The sequence below is a fragment of the Microbacterium sp. NPDC097977 genome (assembly GCF_040302605.1).
In the GTDB taxonomy this organism is placed as follows: domain Bacteria; phylum Actinomycetota; class Actinomycetes; order Actinomycetales; family Microbacteriaceae; genus Microbacterium.
Map to the genome: position 1 here is coordinate 24218 of NZ_JBEOUR010000015.1, position 18307 is coordinate 42524.

General features: G+C 68.2%; 15 protein-coding genes. 5 read left to right on the forward strand and 10 right to left on the reverse strand.

Annotated elements, in window-relative coordinates:
- Positions 1-274: 274 nt before the first annotated feature.
- On the reverse strand, positions 275-1117 hold the full coding sequence (locus ABTZ43_RS05660; protein WP_253385295.1) for an alpha/beta fold hydrolase: 843 nt from the start codon (positions 1115-1117) through the stop codon (positions 275-277).
- A gap of 96 nt (positions 1118-1213) precedes the next feature.
- On the opposite strand from ABTZ43_RS05660, the gene ABTZ43_RS05665 reads away from it, so the two are divergent.
- Both ABTZ43_RS05665 and ABTZ43_RS05670 read left to right on the forward strand, forming a co-directional pair.
- Entirely contained in the window at positions 1214-1777 is a 564-nt protein-coding gene (locus tag ABTZ43_RS05665) for a TetR/AcrR family transcriptional regulator (protein ID WP_350538125.1), read from the forward strand.
- A 241-nt stretch (positions 1778-2018) separates the two neighbouring features.
- Positions 2019-2813, forward strand: a complete 795-nt coding sequence (locus ABTZ43_RS05670; RefSeq protein WP_350538126.1) for a TspO-related membrane protein — start codon at positions 2019-2021, stop codon at positions 2811-2813.
- Between the two features lie 133 nt (positions 2814-2946).
- Here ABTZ43_RS05670 and ABTZ43_RS05675 read toward each other — a convergent pair whose 3' ends face one another.
- The 6 genes from ABTZ43_RS05675 to ABTZ43_RS05700 all read right to left on the reverse strand — a co-directional run bounded on the left by ABTZ43_RS05675 (position 2947) and on the right by ABTZ43_RS05700 (position 10900).
- On the reverse strand, positions 2947-3618 hold the full coding sequence (locus ABTZ43_RS05675) for a response regulator (protein WP_056413674.1): 672 nt from the start codon (positions 3616-3618) through the stop codon (positions 2947-2949).
- On the reverse strand, positions 3615-6137 hold the full coding sequence (locus ABTZ43_RS05680; RefSeq protein ID WP_350538145.1) for an ATP-binding protein: 2523 nt from the start codon (positions 6135-6137) through the stop codon (positions 3615-3617). The genes ABTZ43_RS05675 and ABTZ43_RS05680 overlap by 4 nt, the downstream gene beginning before the upstream one ends.
- Positions 6138-6151: 14 nt before the next feature.
- Positions 6152-6751, reverse strand: a complete 600-nt coding sequence (kdpC, locus tag ABTZ43_RS05685) for a potassium-transporting ATPase subunit KdpC (RefSeq protein WP_350538127.1) — start codon at positions 6749-6751, stop codon at positions 6152-6154.
- Positions 6752-6973: 222 nt separating this feature from the next.
- Complete coding sequence (gene kdpB, locus ABTZ43_RS05690; protein WP_350538128.1) at positions 6974-9112, reverse strand: potassium-transporting ATPase subunit KdpB; 2139 nt, start codon at positions 9110-9112, stop codon at positions 6974-6976.
- Between the two features lies 1 nt (position 9113).
- Positions 9114-10811, reverse strand: coding sequence for a potassium-transporting ATPase subunit KdpA (kdpA, locus tag ABTZ43_RS05695; protein WP_350538129.1), 1698 nt, complete (start codon positions 10809-10811; stop codon positions 9114-9116).
- On the reverse strand, positions 10811-10900 hold the full coding sequence (locus tag ABTZ43_RS05700; RefSeq protein WP_056276367.1) for a potassium-transporting ATPase subunit F: 90 nt from the start codon (positions 10898-10900) through the stop codon (positions 10811-10813). Before ABTZ43_RS05700 ends, kdpA begins: the two co-directional genes overlap by 1 nt.
- Before the next feature lie 619 nt (positions 10901-11519).
- Here ABTZ43_RS05700 and ABTZ43_RS05705 point away from each other — a divergent pair.
- The 3 genes from ABTZ43_RS05705 to ABTZ43_RS05715 are packed head-to-tail and all read left to right on the forward strand — an operon-like array spanning position 11520 to position 15000.
- Positions 11520-13325 carry an RHS repeat-associated core domain-containing protein gene (locus ABTZ43_RS05705; RefSeq protein WP_502885333.1) on the forward strand — a complete coding sequence of 602 codons (1806 nt, stop codon included), beginning with the start codon at positions 11520-11522 and terminating at the stop codon, positions 13323-13325.
- 11 nt (positions 13326-13336) lie between these two features.
- On the forward strand, positions 13337-13774 hold the full coding sequence (locus ABTZ43_RS05710; RefSeq protein WP_350538131.1) for a hypothetical protein: 438 nt from the start codon (positions 13337-13339) through the stop codon (positions 13772-13774).
- A 47-nt stretch (positions 13775-13821) separates the two neighbouring features.
- Positions 13822-15000, forward strand: coding sequence for an SLC13 family permease (locus ABTZ43_RS05715; RefSeq protein ID WP_350538132.1), 1179 nt, complete (start codon positions 13822-13824; stop codon positions 14998-15000).
- Between the two features lie 42 nt (positions 15001-15042).
- Here the strand turns inward: ABTZ43_RS05715 and ABTZ43_RS05720 are convergent, their stop codons facing one another.
- From ABTZ43_RS05720 to ABTZ43_RS05730, 3 genes are all read right to left on the reverse strand, one after another.
- Entirely contained in the window at positions 15043-15636 is a 594-nt protein-coding gene (locus ABTZ43_RS05720) for a GNAT family N-acetyltransferase (RefSeq protein ID WP_350538133.1), read from the reverse strand.
- 34 nt (positions 15637-15670) lie between these two features.
- A complete protein-coding gene (locus ABTZ43_RS05725) occupies positions 15671-17758 on the reverse strand; it encodes an APC family permease (RefSeq protein WP_253386618.1) in 2088 nt (695 codons plus the stop codon).
- Positions 17759-17862: 104 nt separating this feature from the next.
- A complete protein-coding gene (locus ABTZ43_RS05730; protein WP_350538134.1) occupies positions 17863-18222 on the reverse strand; it encodes a nuclear transport factor 2 family protein in 360 nt (119 codons plus the stop codon).
- Positions 18223-18307 lie beyond the last annotated feature (85 nt).

Sequence of the window (18307 nt, forward strand, 5' to 3'; positions counted from 1 at the left end):
CGCCCGTTGAGCGGAACGTAACGCGTTCCGCCCGTTGAGCGAGCGGAGCGAGACGAAACGCGTTCCGTCTGTGTGTCCCGCTCGTTGAGCGAGCGGAGCGAGACGAAACGCGTCCGCGGATTGCAGAGTGGTGAACTCCGGCATCCGCACCGCGTTTCGTCTCGTCGCTGCGCTCCTCGCTCAACGGGCGGAGGGTCGCAGTGCCGCGTCTCCTCGCTCAACGGGCGGAGGGTCGCAGTGCCGCGTCTCGTCTCGTCGCTCGGCGAACGGAGGACTACTTGCTGAGGAAGTCCTTCAGCGCGGCGTTGACCTCGTCGGCGTGCGTCCAGAGCAGACCGTGCGGGGCGCCCTCCACCTCGACATAGGTGGCCTCGGGCACCGCCTGGTGGAAGCGGCGTGCCGTCGCGTCGATCGGCAGGATGTTGTCCTTCGTGCCGTGCAGGATCAGGGTGGGCTTGCCGGCGGCGGCGACGGCCTCGACGTCACCGCGGAAGTCCTCGATCCAACTCGGGACGACGGCATAGGCGGCGACGGGGGCGCTCGTGATCGCGACGTTCCAGCTGCCGGTGACGGCCTCCTGGCTGATGCGCGACCCGAGGTTCTCGTCGAGGTTGTAGAAGTCGTTGTAGAACTGCGTGAACCACGCGAACCGGTCGCCCTTGGCCGCGGCCGCGATGCCGTCGAAGACATCCTGCGGCACACCCTCGGGGTTGTCGTCGCGCTGCACGAGGAAGGGCTCGAGCGAGGCGAGGAAGGCGAGCTTGGCGACGCGCTCGTGCCCGTACTTCGCGACGTACCGGGCGAGCTCGCCGGTGCCCATCGAGAAGCCGACGAGCACGACATCGCTCAGGTCGAGAGTCTCGAGCACGGTGTGGAGGTCAGCCGCGAAGGTGTCGTAGTCGTAGCCCTCGTTCACCTTCGACGACTGGCCGAACCCACGGCGGTCGTAGGTGATGACGCGGTAGCCCTGGGCGAGGAGCTCGCGGGTCTGGCGCTCCCAGCTGTGTCCGTCGAGCGGGTAACCGTGGATCAGGACGACGGGCTGGCCCGAACCCTGGTCTTCGTAGTAGAGCTCGATCGGGGTGCTGTTCTCGTTTCCGACGGTGATGTAACCCATGATCCTGATCCTTCCGGTTCCGACGAGAACGATCGTTCTCGGCTGATGTGTCCCACAGTAGAGAACGATCGTTCTCATGTCAAGTACACTGAGATCATGACCGACGGAACAGTGCGTGAACAGATCCTTGCGGCGGCGGATGAGCTTTACTACCGCAAGGGATACGCGGCCGTGGGCATGGACGAGCTGCGCACGGCCGCCGGTGTGTCGCTGCGCCGCCTCTACGCGCTCTTCCCGTCGAAGACCGACATCGTCGCGGCGGTTCTCGCGCGCAAGCATGCGGAGTGGGAGATGGGGCTGACTGGTGCGGTGGCGGATGCCGGCGCCGACCCCCGCGATCGCCTGCTCGCCGTCTACGGCTATCTCGAGGACTGGTTCTGCACCGACGACTTCCGGGGTTGTGCGTTCATCAACGCGTTCGGCGAGCTCGGCGGCACGAATCCCGAGGTCGCCCAGATCGTGCGTGACCACAAGGCCTCGTTCCAGGCGTACATGGCGGGGCTCGTGGTGGATGCCGGAGCTCCGGCCGCTCTCGCCGCTCAGCTGTCGATCCTCGCCGAGGGCGCGCAGAGCACCGCGGCGATCGCCGCCGATCCGCAGGTCGCCGTGCAGGCGCGCAACGCCGCCGAGGTGCTGATCGACGTCGCCGTCGCGGCCTGACCCGAGCGGCCTGACCTGGGTGCCTTGACCTGAGCGCCCCGGCCTGAGCGCCCCGGTGGGCGGAACTCTCGGCGTCGGGCGGACGGATGCTGCGCAAGGCTCCGCCCTACAGGGTGTTCTCCGCCCGACGCGTGGCGGGTGACCGCAGGGGCAGGGATGCTTTTTGCTAGCTTGGCTAGCGTTTCAGGCGAGCAGTGTCAAGGCTCGTGCGCATCGGCCCGCACGCGCGTAGGTTTCGACCATGGAATCCCGGATGCAGGACATCGCGCGTCAGTCGGTCATCATCGCCTCGGCCACCTTCATGCTGATAGCCGCGGCCGTCGGATCCGGTGCGTTCGGCGGCACCTCGGTCAGTGAGCTGCAGGATGGAGCTCTCTCGGCGCAGGGGTCGTACCTCGCCCCGGCCGGTCCCGCCTTCTCGATCTGGTCGCTGATCTACGTCGGCCTCATCGCATACACGGTGTGGCAGGCACTTCCTGCGCAGCGGGCGGATGAGCGTCAGCGTGCGGTCGGCGGATGGATCGCCGCGTCGATGATCCTGAACGGGCTCTGGCTCGTGACGGCGCAGTTCCTGTCGCTGCCGTTGACCGTGCTCGTGATCGCCGTGCTGCTCGCGACGCTCGCCAGGGTGATCGTGATCCTCGGACGCAGCCGCGCCCGCACCTGGCCCGAGCGCATCGTCGTCGACGGAGCCAACGGCCTGCACTTCGGATGGGTGACGATCGCGACCGTCGCCAACGCCAGCGCGTGGTTCACGCAGATCGCTCCTGCGGCCTGGGCCGATCAGGCGGACATCTGGGCCGTCGCCGTGCTCGCGGTCGTGCTCGTGATCGGCGTCACCGCGGCGATCGTCACCAAGCGCATCGCCCCTGCCCTTGCGACGGCGTGGGGTCTCGGCTGGCTCGCCGTCGGCCGCTTCACCGGAGAGCCCGAGAGCATGATCACCGGAATCGCGGCGATCATCGTCGCCGTCGCGCTCGTCGCCGCCGGTGCCTGGGGAGTTCTGCGGCGTCCTCGCGCCGACGTCGCGGTCTAGTCACTCCGCGGTTCCGACCACGACCCGTTCACGATTCAGCACAGACCCCCGAGGAGCACGGCCGCGGCCCGCTGATTGCTGCCTCGTGAAGGATCCATGCTGAGACGTGAACGCTCCCCGGCCGAGATCGAGGTCAGAGCACCAGCCGGTAGCCCATGCCCGACTCGGTGAGCAGATGCACCGGGTTGCTCGGCGACGCCTCGAGCTTCTTGCGCAGCTGCGACATGTACAGGCGCAGGTAGCCGGAGTCCGAGACCTGCTCGCTGCCCCAGATCTCCTTCAGCAGGTCCTGTCGGGTGACGAGGGCGCCGGGATGCCGGGCGAGGTGCTCGAGCATCCGCCACTCGGTCGGCGTCAGGTGCACCCGGGCGCCGGCCCGCGTCACGGTCTTCGTTACGAGGTCGACGACGACGTCGCCGAACCCGACGGTCGACTCGCCGCCCACCGGAACAGCCCGTCGTGACAGGGCGCGCAGACGCGCCAGCAGCTCGTCGACCTGGAAGGGCTTGGTGACGAAGTCGTCGGCGCCGGCATCCAGGGCATCGACCTTGTCTGCGGATCCGGTGCGGCCCGACACCACGATGATGGGCACGTTCGTCCATCCGCGCAGCGCCTGGATCACCTCGATGCCGTCGAGTCTCGGCATCCCCAGGTCGAGCATGATGAGGTCGGGGTGCGTCTGCGCGGCGACCGCGACGGCCGCGGCGCCGTCGGACGCGACGACCACCTCGTACCCGTGCGCGGCGAGGGTGATGCGCAGGGCGCGCACCATCTGCGGATCGTCGTCGGCGATGAGGAGCTTCACTCCGTCTCCTCCTGCAGGGGATCGGGGTCTTCTGCCCGCGGCAGTGAGACGACCATGGTGAGTCCACCGCCGGGGGTGTCCTCGGGTGTCAGAGTACCGCCCATGCCCTCGGCGAATCCGCGCGACAGGGCGAGGCCGAGCCCGAGACCGGTGGTGTTGTCGGTGTCGCCCAGCCGCTGGAACGGTTGGAAGATGCGGTCGCGCTGTTCGGCGGGCACGCCTCGACCCCGGTCGATGATGCGGATCTCCACGCGCTCGGCGAGCGAGCTCGTCGACACGATCACGCGGCTGTCGGCGGGGGCGTGACGGTGCGCGTTCGCGATCACGTTCACGAGCACGCGCTGCAGCAGCACCGGGTCGGCCGACACCGGCGGCAGCTCGCCGTCGAGCACGAGCTCGACATCTGCGGGGCCGAGGCCGAGCTCGTCGACCGCGGCGAGCACGGGGCCGGCCACGTCGAGCGGCATGCTCGACACCGCGAGCACCCCGGCCTGCACGCGGCTGACATCGAGCAGATCGGTGACGAGCGACGACAGGGTGGCGAGACTCTCGTCGGCCGTCGCGAGCAGCTCGTCGCGATCGGATGCCGACAGGCCGTGCGCCCCGCGCAGCCCGCCGATCGCCGCGACGGCCGAGGCGAGCGGGCGGCGCAGATCGTGGCTGACCGCCGAGAGCAGGGCGCTTCGTACCTGGTCGGTTTCGGCGAGGGCGGCGACCTCGCGGGCGGTGGCGCGCAGATCCGTGTGCTCGATCGCGGCGGCGAGCTGCGCGACGATCGCGTCGAGCAGTCGCCGTGCGGGGGTGTCGAGCGGCTCCCCGTGCAGTTCGAGCAGCGCGGGGGCCGAGCCGCCCGAGCCGACGGGAACGGTCGTCGCGCGACCGTCGGGAACGGGTTCGCCGTCGCTCGCGAGCACCTCGCCGTCGGGGGCGAGCAGGCGGACGCCGCTGAGACCGAACGCCTCGCGGGTGCGACTGACCAGGGCGAGCACGGCGTTGTCTCCTCGGAGCACGTTGCCGGCGACCGCAGCGAGCAGCTCCGCCTCGGCGACGGCGCGCTGGGCGGTGCGGGCGCGCCGCGCCGCCTGATCGACGATGATGCTGACGAGGATCGCGATCACGACGTACAGGATGAGGGCGAGCACGTGCAGCGGATGCGCGATCGTGATGGTGAACAGCGGCGCGACGAACAGCAGATCGAGGGTGATGCCCGAGAGCACGGCTGCGAAGACCGCGGGGCGGATGCCGCCGATCAGCGCGACCACGACGACGAGCAGCTGGTAGGCGAGCACCTCGGAGGTGATCGATTCCGGGCTGCGGAACGTGAACATCAGCCACGACAACAGGGGACCGAACACGAGGGCCACCGCCAGCCCGAGCACCTGACGCCGCCAGCCGAGCGCACCGCCGGTGATGCGGGGCAGGGCGACGCGACCGCCCGCGGCGGCGTGCGTGACGATGTGCACGTCGATGTCGCCCGAGCGGCGGATGACCTCTGAGCCGATGCCCGGACCGGTGAGGGCGGCCGCGACACGTCCGCGGCGGCTGACGCCGATGACGAGCTGCGTGGCATCCGCTCCCTGTGCGAACGAGACGAGCGTGCCGGGGATGTCGTCGCCGACGATCTGGTGGAAGCTGCCGCCGAGCGACTCGACGAGGGCGCGCTGGGCGGAGAGGGCTCCCGGCGTCTGGTCGCGGAGTCCGTCCTGGGTGGCGACGTGCACGGCGAGCAGCTCTCCACCGGCCGACCGCGCGGCGATGCGGGCGCCGCGGCGCAGCAGCGTCTCGCCTTCGGTGCCTCCGGTGAGGGCGACGACCACCCGCTCGCGCGCCTGCCACGTGCCCTCGATCCCGTGATCGGCGCGGTAGCTGCGCAGGGCGCTGTCGACCTCGTCGGCGAGCCACAGCAGGGCGAGCTCACGGAGCGCGGTGAGGTTCCCGAGCCGGAAGTAGTTCGACAGGGCGGCGTCGATACGTTCGGCGGGATAGACGAGACCGGCCGAGAGGCGGTCGCGCAGCGACTGGGGCGCGAGGTCGACGACCTCGATCTCGTCGGCTGCCCTCACCACGGCATCCGGGATGGTCTCCTGCTGCGCGATGCCGGTGATCTTCTCGACCACCGCGTTCAACGATTCGATGTGCTGCACGTTCACGGTCGTGACGACGTCGATGCCGGCGTCGAGCAGTGTGTCGACGTCCTGCCAGCGCTTCGGGTGCGCGGATCCGGGGGTGTTGGTGTGTGCGAGCTCGTCGACGAGGGCGATCTCGGGGCGTCGCGTGAGCACGGCTTCCAGATCCATCTCGCTGAGCGGCACCCCACGGTGCAGATCGGTGCGTCGAGGGACCTCGGGGATGCCGATCGTCTGCGCGGCCGTCGCGGCACGGTCGTGCGTCTCGACGATCGCGATCACCACGTCGCGCCCCTCGTCGATCAGCCGTCGGCCCTCGACGAGCATCTCGAAGGTCTTGCCGACACCGGGGGCGGCGCCGAGCAGCACGCGGAGTCGGCCGCGTCGCGGCATCCGCTCTGCCGTCATCAGCCCTCCTGCTCGTCGAGCGCGAGATTGAGTTCGGCGACGTTGATGTGCTCTTCGCCGAGGAATCCCAGATCCCGCCCTTGAATCCTAGACTCCACGAGGTCGCGCACCTTCTGCTCGTCGAGGCCGCGTTCGGCTGCGACCCGCGGCACCTGCAGCAGGGCGTAGGCGACGCTGATGTGCGGGTCGAGGCCCGAGCCGGATGCGGTCACGGCGTCGGCCGGCACGTCGGCCTCCGCCACGCCTTCGCGCGCGGCGATGGCCGCCCTGCGCTCGCCGATCGATGCGACGAGGTCGGGGTTCTCGGGGCCGAGGTTGCTGCCGCTCGATCCGGCGCCGTCATAGCCGTCGCCGGCGGCGGAGGGGCGCGACTGGAAGTACTGCGGCAGGGCCTCGCCGTCGGCATCCGTGAAGGACTGTCCGATCAGCGAACTGCCCTTTCCGTCGGCCAGTGGCGAGCCGTTGGCCTGGAACGGCAGCAGCAGCTGGCCGATGCCGGTGACGACGAGCGTGTAGCCGACGCCGAGCACGAGGGTGAGCACGAGCATCGTGCGGACGGCGACCCCGACGGTGCGTGCCGTGGTGCGGGAGGAGGACATGGATGGCCTTTCGAGAGTGTGTGTGGGGCGGATGGGGTCCGCATTCTGAGCGAGGACCGGGACGCTGGGGGTGAAGGAGGTGGGCCCTTCGTCTCGCTTCGCTCGCTCAGGGACCGGGGTCGGCATCCTGAGCGACCCGGGAGGTCGGCATCCTGAGCGGGTTTCGCCAGTCCCGCACCCTGAGCGAGGAGCGAAGCGACGAGACGAAGGGCGTGGACACGGTCAGAAACCGGGGATGAGGGTGATGACGAGGTCGATCAGCTTGATGCCGAGGAACGGCGCGATCACCCCGCCGAGGCCGTAGACGAGCAGGTTGCGCTGCAGGATCTGCGACGCGCTCGCCGGCCGGTACTTCACGCCTCGGAGCGCCAGCGGGATGAGGAAGACGATCACGATCGCGTTGAAGATGATGGCGCTGGTGACCGCGGATGCCGGCGAATGCAGCTGCATGATGTTCAGCGCCGCGAGTCCGGGGAAGACGCCCATGAACATCGCCGGGATGATGGCGAAGTACTTGGCGATGTCGTTCGCGAGCGAGAACGTCGTGAGCGCCCCTCGGGTGATGAGCAGCTGCTTGCCGATGCGCACGATGTCGATGAGCTTGGTCGGGTCCGAGTCGAGGTCGACCATGTTGCCGGCCTCCTTCGCGGCCGATGTGCCGGTGTTCATCGCGACGCCGACGTCGGCCTGGGCGAGGGCGGGGGCATCGTTGGTGCCGTCGCCGGTCATGGCGACGAGCCGGCCGCCCTGCTGCTCGCGCTTGATCAGCTCGAGCTTCTGCTCGGGTGTGGCCTCGGCGAGGAAGTCGTCGACGCCCGCCTCCTTCGCGATCGCGGCGGCGGTCAGCGGGTTGTCGCCCGTGATCATGACCGTGCGGATTCCCATGCTGCGCAGCTCCTCGAACCGCTCGCGCAGGCCGTCCTTCACGATGTCCTTGAGGTGCACGACGCCGAGGACCTCGGCGGGGCCGGCCGCACGCTTCACGGCGACCACAAGCGGAGTTCCGCCGCTCGAGGCCACGCCGTCGACGAGGCCGGTCAGCTCGGCATCCGTGTCGAGTCCGAGCCAGGCGGTGATCGCCGAGCCTGCGCCCTTGCGGATCTGGGTGCCGTCGGCGAGATCGAGACCCGACATGCGGGTCTGCGCGGTGAACGGCACGACGACGGCATCTGCCGGCTCTTCGACGTGGATGCCGCGGCTCCTCGCCAGCTCGACGATCGACGCCCCCTCCGGCGTCGGATCGGCGAGCGACGACAGGGCCGCGATGCGCAGCAGCTCGTCGGTCTCGACGCCACCGAGTCGCAGCACGTCGTGGGCGCGGCGGTTGCCGTAGGTGATGGTGCCGGTCTTGTCGAGAAGCAGGGTCGTCACGTCTCCCGCGGCCTCGACAGCGCGGCCCGACATCGCGAGCACGTTGCGCTGCACGAGACGGTCCATGCCGGCGATGCCGATGGCCGAGAGCAGGGCGCCGATCGTCGTCGGGATCAGACAGACGAGCAGGGCGATCAGCACCGGGATGCTGACGGGCGACGCCGCGTACGAGGCGATCGGGTTGAGCGCGAGCACCACCACGACGAACACGATCGACAGGCTCGCGAGCAGGATGTTCAGCGCGATCTCGTTCGGCGTGCGCTGACGGCTGGCACCCTCGACGAGGGCGATCATGCGGTCGACGAACGTCTCGCCGGGCTTCGAGGTGATGCGCACGACGATGCGATCCGACAGCACGCGGGTGCCGCCGGTGACGGCGCTGCGGTCGCCACCGGATTCGCGGATGACGGGGGCGCTCTCTCCGGTGATGGCGGACTCGTCGACGGTGGCGATGCCCGCGATGATGTCGCCGTCGCCCGGGATCAGGTCGCCGGCCGTGACGATCACGACGTCGTCGCGCTGCAGCTCGGCCGACGAGACGTCCGCAGTCTCGGTGCGCTCGGCCGTCGCATCCGCTGTCGCGTCATACCGCACGACGCGTCGGGCCATGGTGCTGGTGCGGGTCTTGCGCAGGCTCGCGGCCTGGGCCTTGCCGCGGCCCTCGGCCACCGACTCGGCGACGTTGGCGAACAGCACGGTCAGCCACAGCCAGATCGCGATGCCCCAGGTGAAGGGCGCGGGCACGGGGGTTCCGCCCGAGTCGGCGGGGCCGCCGAGGAACGGCTCGGCGATCGCGAGCACGGTGGTGAACGCGGCGCCGACCCAGACGAGCAGCATCACGGGGTTGCGCACGAGAGAGGCGGGGTTGAGCTTGCGCAGCGCACCCGGCAGTGCCTGCGTCAGCTGTGCCCAGCCGAACGAGCGCGGCGGTTCTGCGGGGGCGGATGCCGCAGCATCCTGCTGTTCTGGGGGCGTGGTGATGAGTGTCATGTCAGACGAGTCCTTCAGCGAGGGGTCCCAGTGCGAGCACGGGGAAGTACGTGAGTGCGGTGATGATGACCGCGACGGCGGTGAGGAGGCCGACGAACTGCGGTCGGTGCGTGGGCAGCGTTCCGGTGTTCTCCGGCACGCGCTGCTGTGCGGCGAATGATCCGGCGAGAGCCAGCACGAGCACGATCGGGATGAATCGTCCGAGCAGCATCGCGACGCCGAGCGCGGTGTTGAACCACGGGGTGTTCGCCGTGAGGCCGGCGAAGGCGGAGCCGTTGTTGTTCGCCGCCGATGTGAAGGCATAGAGCACCTCGCTCATGCCGTGCACGCCGGGGTTCAGGATGCTGGTCGCCTCGACATCCGCCCGGATGCCGGGTATCGCGAAGCTCAGCGCGGTGCCGGCCAGCACGAGGGTGGGCGTCACGAGGATGTACAGGCTCGCGAGCTTGATCTCCTTCGGGCCGATGCGCTTGCCGAGGTACTCGGGCGTGCGGCCGACCAACAGTCCACCGACGAACACCGCGATGATCGCGAGCACGAGCATGCCGTAGAGCCCCGTGCCGACGCCGCCGGGGGCGACCTCGCCGAGCATCATGTTGAGCATCGGCATCATGCCGCCGAGTGCCGTGTACGAGTCGTGCATCGAGTTGACCGCGCCGGTCGAGGTCAGCGTGCTGGCGCTGCCGAACAGTGTCGAGCCGAGGATGCCGAAGCGCACCTCCTTGCCCTCCATCGCGGCGCCGGCGAGCTCGGGTGCCGAACCGCGGCCGGCGAGCTCGATCGCCGAGAGCGCGAAGGTCGAGACGAGGAAGATCGTGCCCATCACGGCGGCGATCGCATAGCCCTGACGGTGGTCGCCGATCATGCGTCCGAACGTGCGGGGGAGGGAGAACGGGATCACCAGGATCAGCAGGATCTGCAGCAGGTTGGTCCACCCGGTCGGGTTCTCGAACGGATGCGCGGAGTTGGCGTTGAAGAAGCCGCCGCCGTTCGTGCCGAGGAGCTTGATGGCCTCCTGCGAGGCGACCGGTCCGCCCGGGATGGTCTGCGTGCCACCCGAGACGGTGGTCACATCGGTGAAGCCGGCGAAGTTCTGCACGACACCGCCCGCGATCAGCGCGATCGCGGCGAGCAGTGCGATCGGCAGCAGGATGCGGCCGAGTCCGCGGATCAGGTCGACCCAGAAGTTGCCGATCGTCGTCGACCCGCGGCGAGCGAATCCGCGGATGAGGGCGACGGCGACGGCGAGGCCCACGGCCGCCGAGACGAAGTTCTGCACCGTGAGGCCGGCGAGCTGCACGGTGTAGCCCATCGTCTGCTCGGGCGAGTACGACTGCCAGTTGGTGTTCGCGACGAAGGATGCCGCGGTGTTGAAGGCGAGGCCTTCGGGCACGGCCGGCAGCCCGAGCGACTGGGGCAGGAATGCCTGCAGCCGCTGCAGCCCGTAGACGAGCAGCAGACCGACCACTGAGAAGGCGAGGACGCCGCGGGCGTAGGCCCGCCAGGTCTGCTCGGATTCCGGGTTCACGCCGATGAGGCGGTACACGCCGCGCTCGAGCTTCAGGTCACGGGGTGTGCGGAAGACGCGGGCCATGTAGTCGCCGACCGGGCGGTACAGCAGCAAGAGCGCCACGAGGAGGACCGCGGCCTGCAGGGCGCCGAACCAGAGTTCGGCGCCTGTCGACATACCGGCGCCCATCAGAACTTCTCCGGGGCGACGAGAGCCACCACGAGATAGACGACGGCGGCCACGGCGAGGGCGGCGGCGATGATCTCGAAGACGATCACAGGCGTTCCACCCCCGCAGCGATCGAGGAGACGAGGGCGAACAGCGCGAGAGTCAGCGCGATGTAGATGATGTCGAGCACGAGAGTCGATACAACTCCCGTGCAGAGGGATATCGTGCGATCCTCACGCTTCCCCTACGGCGGTGAGCGCGATGCATGCGGGATGCTCACGGCCTCCGCATCCCCGTTACGCGTTCGTGATGTGCTGTCTATCGCGCTCGAGGCTGAGTATCCGCGATCTCTTAGCTAGTTGTCGACAGGAATGCCCGAGCCGGGAGACGCCTCGGCCCAGTTACGGTCGACCGCCCCTGCAGTGCCCCCGATGCCCAGACCGATCAGACCCGGCTTGCCTGCGAGATGAGGATTGGCATAGTAGGTCGCTTGCAGCCCCTGCAGGCCGCCATCGTACGTCGTCGGGCGACACCGACTGGTCGTGCATCGGCTTCGACGACCGCGGTCAGGTCGAATCGAGCAAGACGGTCGGCCCGACCGGCACCGCGACCATCTCGACGACGACCACGGATGCCGTTCGGGTCACGGGCGGTGGGTACACCTTTACGACCAGTGGCGTGGCGGTGGCGTGATCGCCGAACGGATCGAAGGTTACGACCGCGACCGATCTGCTCGGTCGCACCGTCAGCTACACCGATGTCTGGGGCACGGTCACGACTCCGACCTACGACCCGGCGTCGGGACGCGTCACGCAGATCAGCACGACGCCTGCCGGTGGTGCAGCATCGGTGACGGCATACACGTACGATGCCGACGGCAAGACGAAGACCACGATGGTGGACGGGCAGCAGCTCGCGAACGTGACGTACGATGCGCTGCAGCGGATGCAGCAGGTCGCGTATCCGGACGGGTCTGCACTCAGCGCGATTGGCCGTGATCAGGCCCAGCGTGTGCTGTCGCAGACGTGGTCGATCGGTGGGCAGGCGGTGTCGGACGCTGTCGTCAGGTCGCAGTCGGGTCGTATCGTGCAGCAGAGTACGTCGAGCGGGACGACCTCGTATTCGTCCATGTATGGGTATGACGCTGCCGGTCGGTTGACGGCGGCGACCATTCCTGGTCATCAGCTGTCGTATGCGTTCGCGGCGACGGGTGGATGCGGGCCGAACACGTCGGCGGGCAAGTCGGGGAACCGTACAGGCTTGACCGATGTGTGGACAGCGCCGGGTCAGACGGCGGTCACCACGCAGACGTCGTATTGCTACGACTGGGCTGACCGGTTGCGGTCGACGGCGGTGACGGGGGCGATCCCTGGCGCGTCGAATGTGGCGGATGGTGTCCCGGCCACGGAGATCGTCTACGACGCGCGGGGCAATACGACGCGTCTGGGTGACATGCAGTTCTCCTATGACGCGGCGAATCGTCACATCGGGACGACATACGCGGACGGTTCGACAGTGGTGATCGTGCGGGATGCGACGGGGCGGATCGTCTCGCGGACAATTGACCCCACGGGGTCTGCTCCTGCGGTCGTGACGAAGTATCTGTTCGCGTCGGCGGGGGATGCGGCGTGGGGTCAGAAGGTCGGTACTGCCCTGACTCGCAGTCTCGGGTTGCCGGGCGGGGTGTCGTGGACGGATCAGGCGGGCACGGTGACGTGGTCGTTCCCGAATCTCGGTGGGCACGGGTTGATGACTCGGTCCGGCGGGACCAACGGCGCATTGCTGTTGTGGGATCCGTTCGGACAGCCGGTCGACCCCACCACGTTCGCGGTCGGTACGGCGGCGTCGAATGACACCGGTCAGGTTGCGGGGAACTCGCTGTGGCATCAGGGCGCGTTGAAGCCGGCAGAGTCGGTGGGCTCGACACTGGTGGTCGAGATGCGTGCCCGGTTGTACGTGCCCGCGCTCGGCCGGTTCCTGCAGGTCGACCCGATCCAGGGCGGTGTCGACAATGACTACGTCTGGCCGCCCGACCCGGTTGGATCGCATGACCTCAGCGGTGAGAGAAGGCTCCCCTGTTCATCCGATGGTGGGGCGTGTGGCGGAGTGCCCTCACTCATGGCACTTCGGGGTAATATGCCGGCGTTGAGTGCACCGACTCAGAGTTACTTCGGAACACGAGTTTCCTCATCAACGCGGACAGCGAGAACCTCTCCAGGTATGCAGATCATGCCGTTCCGTCGGACTGCGGTATTGGTCGCCCCTAGACTTCAGCACATCATGAACCGTCATCTGTCAGGTGCACCAGGCGCCGGCCAGTTCGCCTCTGGCACGTCGTCCGCGAAGATCCGGGATCTGATTACAGCGACCGTTGAGCGAGGGAAGATCTCGTTGAACTCCGGAGGGCGACCGAACGCTGTGTACGATTATCGCTTCGACGCTCCGATTGGCACTAATAGCGACCATAAAGCAACTCCTTGGCTGAGGGTCGTAGTGGACGAATATGGCTTTGTGAGAACCGCATTTCCTTTTTGAATGGAGCCGATATGCAGCTTGAATACGTGGTGCGGATCGATACGGACCTGCGCAGCGTCTCTTGGGCCACCGTCTCCGAGAGTGATCTCCGATACAACTGCTTTCTCGGTGATGTGATTCTCACCGACGGGATCGTCGATCTCAGCGCGAGGTGGGGGTGGATCAGTGTCTACGACTTTGCACTCTCCATGCAATGGGTCCTTGCGGATCTCGCACGCACGGGAGAAGCGGTGCTGACATTCACCGAATCCGATGCCACTATCCGTTTTACGCGAGCAGAGGAGCGCGTCGAGATATCGACGTCCTACGCCCCCGGCTTTGTGCGAGTGGCCATGAGTGACCTCGAGCACTCTTCGCGAGACTTCGCGACACGGCTTTCGCGCGACGGCGAGCACCGGCATCCGGATCTGACGGGGAACCCTCACTGGCTTCGGCTACGACACGCCTGACGAATCGACGGTGAACGACGCGAGCCCACCGGATCTACACTCAGCGAGTGAGTGCAACGCGACGCCGACTCGGCACGGGGACGATCATCGTTCTGGCGCTCATCGCCGTGGCGGCGGTGTGCATCGTCTCCGGCATCCTTCCTCCCACGGATGCCGAGGCACTCGGCGCCCGCATCGCTCCGGTGCTCGGGTTCGTCATCGCGATCACGATCGTCGCCGAACTCGCACGGGACGCGGCGGTCTTCGATGTCGTGGCGCAGCGCCTCGCGCGCTGGGGGCATGGCCGGGTCATCCTGCTGTGGGTGTCGGTGGTGGTGCTCGCGGTCATCAGCACCGTGTTCCTCTCGCTCGACACGACGGCGGTGATCGTGACGCCGGTGGTCGTCGTGCTCGCGCAGAGCGTCGGCATCCCGCCCCTGCCCTTCGCCCTCGTCACGGTGTGGCTGGCGAACACGGCATCGCTGGCCCTGCCCGTCTCGAACCTCACCAACCTGCTGGCGGCGCGCGCGATCGGCGATGACCCTTTGTCGTTCCTCGCGCTGAGCTGGGCGCCGACGCTCGTCGGTGTGCTCGTGCCCGTGCTGATCCTCACCCTGCGCCACCGACGCACCCTGTTCGGCGACTACCGGGTGCCCTCGGGTGGACAGCCCTCCGACCGCGTGCTGTTCTGGGGCGCTGCCGCGACGCTGCTGCTGCTCATGCCGCTGCTCGCCCTCACTCACGAGGTGTGGATCCCCGCCACGGTCGCCGCCGTCATCCTCGTCATCCTGTTCGGCATTCGCCGCCGTCACGTGCTGCGCCTGTCGCTCGTGCCCTGGCAGGCGATCGGCCTCGCGGCGGCGCTGTTCGTGGTGGTCGAAGCGGCGCACGCGAACGGGCTCCTCGACTTCCTGTCGGTGCTGGCCACGAGCGGCCATGCCCCCGGCGAGCTGCTGCGGCTCTCGGCGGCTGGCGCGCTCGCGGCGAACGGGGTCAACAACCTGCCCGCCTATCTGATCCTCGAGCCGACGGCGGGTGATCCGGTCGCCCTGATGGCATTGCTGATCGGAGTGAACCTCGGCCCGCTCATCACGCCATGGGCGTCGCTGGCCACCCTGCTGTGGCACCACAGGGTGGTGTCGCTCGGTGTCGAGATCCGTTGGGGGAGCCTCATGCTCTGGGGTGCGATCGTGGCCGTGCCGACCGTGCTGGTGGCGACGCTCGTGCTCGCGCTCGTCTCGGGTTGACAGGTCCCATCCGCAGGCGTCGGGTCGGAGATCACGACGTGTTCAGGAACCCGTGACCGGCCACTCCTCCGCGAGGATGCCGTAGTTCATGCCGTCGAGCCACTCGCCCGACCGGTGCAGCGCCGTCTTGCGGCTGAACTCCTCGCGCCGCATGCCCAGGCGCTCCATGAGGCGCCACGACGGCTCGTTGTCGGCGAAGCACCCGGCGTGCACGCGGCGCAGCCCGAGGGGGCCGAAGCAGACATCGATCACCGCGCGGATCGCCTCGGTCGCATAGCCTCGTCCGGTGTAGCCGGGATCGAGCACCCAGCCGAGCTCCGCCTCGACGCCCTTGACCCGGTCGGCGACCTCGAGTTGACCCCACCCGTCGCCGATCCTGATCATGATGTCACCGATCGGGGTCGCCTCACCGTTCTCCGCGACCAGTTCGACGAGGTGCATCGACGCGAGCCGGTCGGGGTCGAGGTACCGTTCGCGAAACGCCTCGATCGTGTCGGGCGCGAGCCCGAGCCACCGGTTCACCGCGGGGAGCTGCCGCCACTCCCACATCGCATCAATGTCGGATGCGGTCATCGGACGGATCTGCAGGCGCTCGGTGCGGACGGGCCAGACATCGGCGTGCGGCGTAGCGGTCATCGCACCAGCCTATTGAGCGGCTGCGCGCCGTGCCTCAGTTCTCGGGCGGTCCCTCGGGGCGGTGCGCGCGGCGCCCGGCCACGACGACCGGACGTCCGGCGCGCTCCTGGCCCGGCAGCGGCCGCGAGCGTCGGCCGTAGATGAGCTCGGACGAGTCGAGCAGCCACGGCACGAGCGTCACCGACACCCCGTGCACCAGCATCAGCTGGTTGGCGAGACGGCGGGAGCGCCGGTTGTGCAGGAACGTCTCCCACCAGTGCCCCACGATGTACTGCGGCAGGTAGACGGTCACGACCGACGAGCCGTGCTTCTCGCGGTACTGCCGGATGAACTGCGCCACCGGCTGCGCGAACGACCGATACGGCGACTCGACGATGACGAGCGGGATCGGCACGAGGTGATCCGCCCAGTCCTTCTGCAGCTGGGCCGCATCGTCGGTCGCCACCGCCACGTGCACCGCGAGCGTCTTGCCGTGCTTCGCGGCGACGGCGTAGTCGATCGCCTTCACGACGGGCTTCTGCAGGCGGTTGACGAGCACGATCGCCAGGTCGCCCGTCGCCCCGAACTTCGTGGTGTCGTCGATCGCGATCTCGTGCTCCACGTCGCGGTAGTACCTCTTGACGCCCATCATCAGGAAGGCCAGCACCGGGATCGCGAGGAACACCAGGTACGCGCCGTGCGTGAACTTCGTGATGGTCACGATCAGCAGCACGGCGACCGTCATCGCGGCACCCACCGAGTTGATGACGAGACCCACCTTGGCCGAACGGCGATCGGATGCCGATGCGCCGTCGATCCCGGCTCCCGGCGTGGTCTCGGCGGGGCCTCGCAGCACGCGCCGCCAGTGCCGCACCATGCCGATCTGCCCCAGTGAGAACGACACGAACACGCCGATGATGTACAGCTGGATCAGCGTGGTCAGCCGCGCCTGGAACACCACGAGCACGGCGATCGCGGCGATGCCGAGCACGATCATGCCGTTCGAGAACACGAGGCGGTCTCCGCGGGTGTTCAGCGACTTGGGGGCGTAGCCGTCGCGGGCAAGGACCGATCCGAGCAGCGGGAACCCGTTGAACGCGGTGTTGGCCGCCAGTAGCAGCACGCAGGCGGTCGCGGCCTGCACGATGAAGAAGAGGATGCTGCCGCCGCCGAACGTCGCGGCCGCGATCTGCGCCATGAGGCTGGGCTGCGGGTTCGAGCAGTCGAAGCCGATCAGGTCGCAGGGGTTCTCGGCGTAGTGCACGCCGGTGATCAGGGCGAGAGCGGTGAGGCCGGCGAACAGGCAGGCGGCGATCGATCCCATCAGCACGAGGGTCGACTGCGCATTGCGGACCTTCGGCGTGCGGAACGCGGGAACGCCGTTCGAGACCGCTTCGACGCCGGTCAGGGCGGAGCATCCGCTCGAGAATGCACGCAGGATCAGCAGGATCACCGCGGCCTGGCCGAGGTTCTCGGAGTGCACCGCGAACTCGGCGCTGGACGCGACCGGCGCGTCGCCGAGGAACGTGCGGATGAGTCCCGTGACGATCATGAAGCCGACCGAGGCGATGAACACGTACGTCGGGATCGCGAAGACGAGGGAGGCCTCGCGCACCCCGCGCAGGTTCACGATGATGATCAGGATCACGAAGCCGACCGCGAGTTCGACCCGCAGCGGGTCGAGACCGGGGACGGCGGAGATGATGTTGTCGACACCGGAGGCCACCGACACGGCCACCGTGAGGACGTAGTCGACGAGCAGAGCGGCCGCGACGATGACGCCGGGGATCTCGCCGAGGTTCTTCGACGCGACCTCGTAGTCGCCGCCTCCCGACGGGTACGCCTTGATCAGCTGGCGGTAGCTCAGCACCACCACGATCAGCAGCACCACGACCGCGGCGGCGACGAGCGGAGTGAACGACAGGAACGTCAGTCCGCCGATGAGCAGGATCATCACGAGTTCCTGCGGCGCGTAGGCGACCGAGCTCAGCGCGTCGGACGCGAAGATCGGCAGGGCCATCTTCTTCGGCAGCAGCTGATCGTCGACCTGCTCGCTCGTGAGCGGGTCGCCGATGAGGATGCGCTTCACGCGAGGGGGAGCGTCGGTGTTGTCCCTGGATTCATCTGACACGTCCGGCGACATTACGCCCACGAACGCTTCCCTCACGCGTTCCTCACGGAATCCCTACGGCGTGTCGTGCGTCCCTCACGAAATCCTTACGCGTGGGTGCACGGGTGCTCGACCGATCAGTCCTCGTGCGGCCGCGGCATGTACCACTCCGTGAACTCGGTCGCCCGGCCCTCGTCATCCAGGCGCACGATCCAGAGGTTGAGGTAGTCGCGTTCGGCGGGGTACTTCGCGCGGCCCTCGATCACCACGAAACCGGCGTCCTCTCGGACGATCCACCACTCGAACGACCACGTGTCGGGGTCGTCGAGATCCTCGAGCCAGCCGGCGACGATGTCGGCTCGGCCCACGCGAGGTTCGGAATCGGGGCTCGTCAGATACCTGGCGTCTTCGCTGAAGAGCGCCGCGATCTGCTGGGGGTCGTTCGACGTCCAGGCTTCGACGTAAGCTGCGGTCCACTTCTCTCCTGCTGTCGTCATGCCGTCCGTTCTATCCCGGGGTTCCGACATCGTCAATGAGGATCCACGCGTTTTCGCATCGACGATCCACAGCCACTTCCGATCA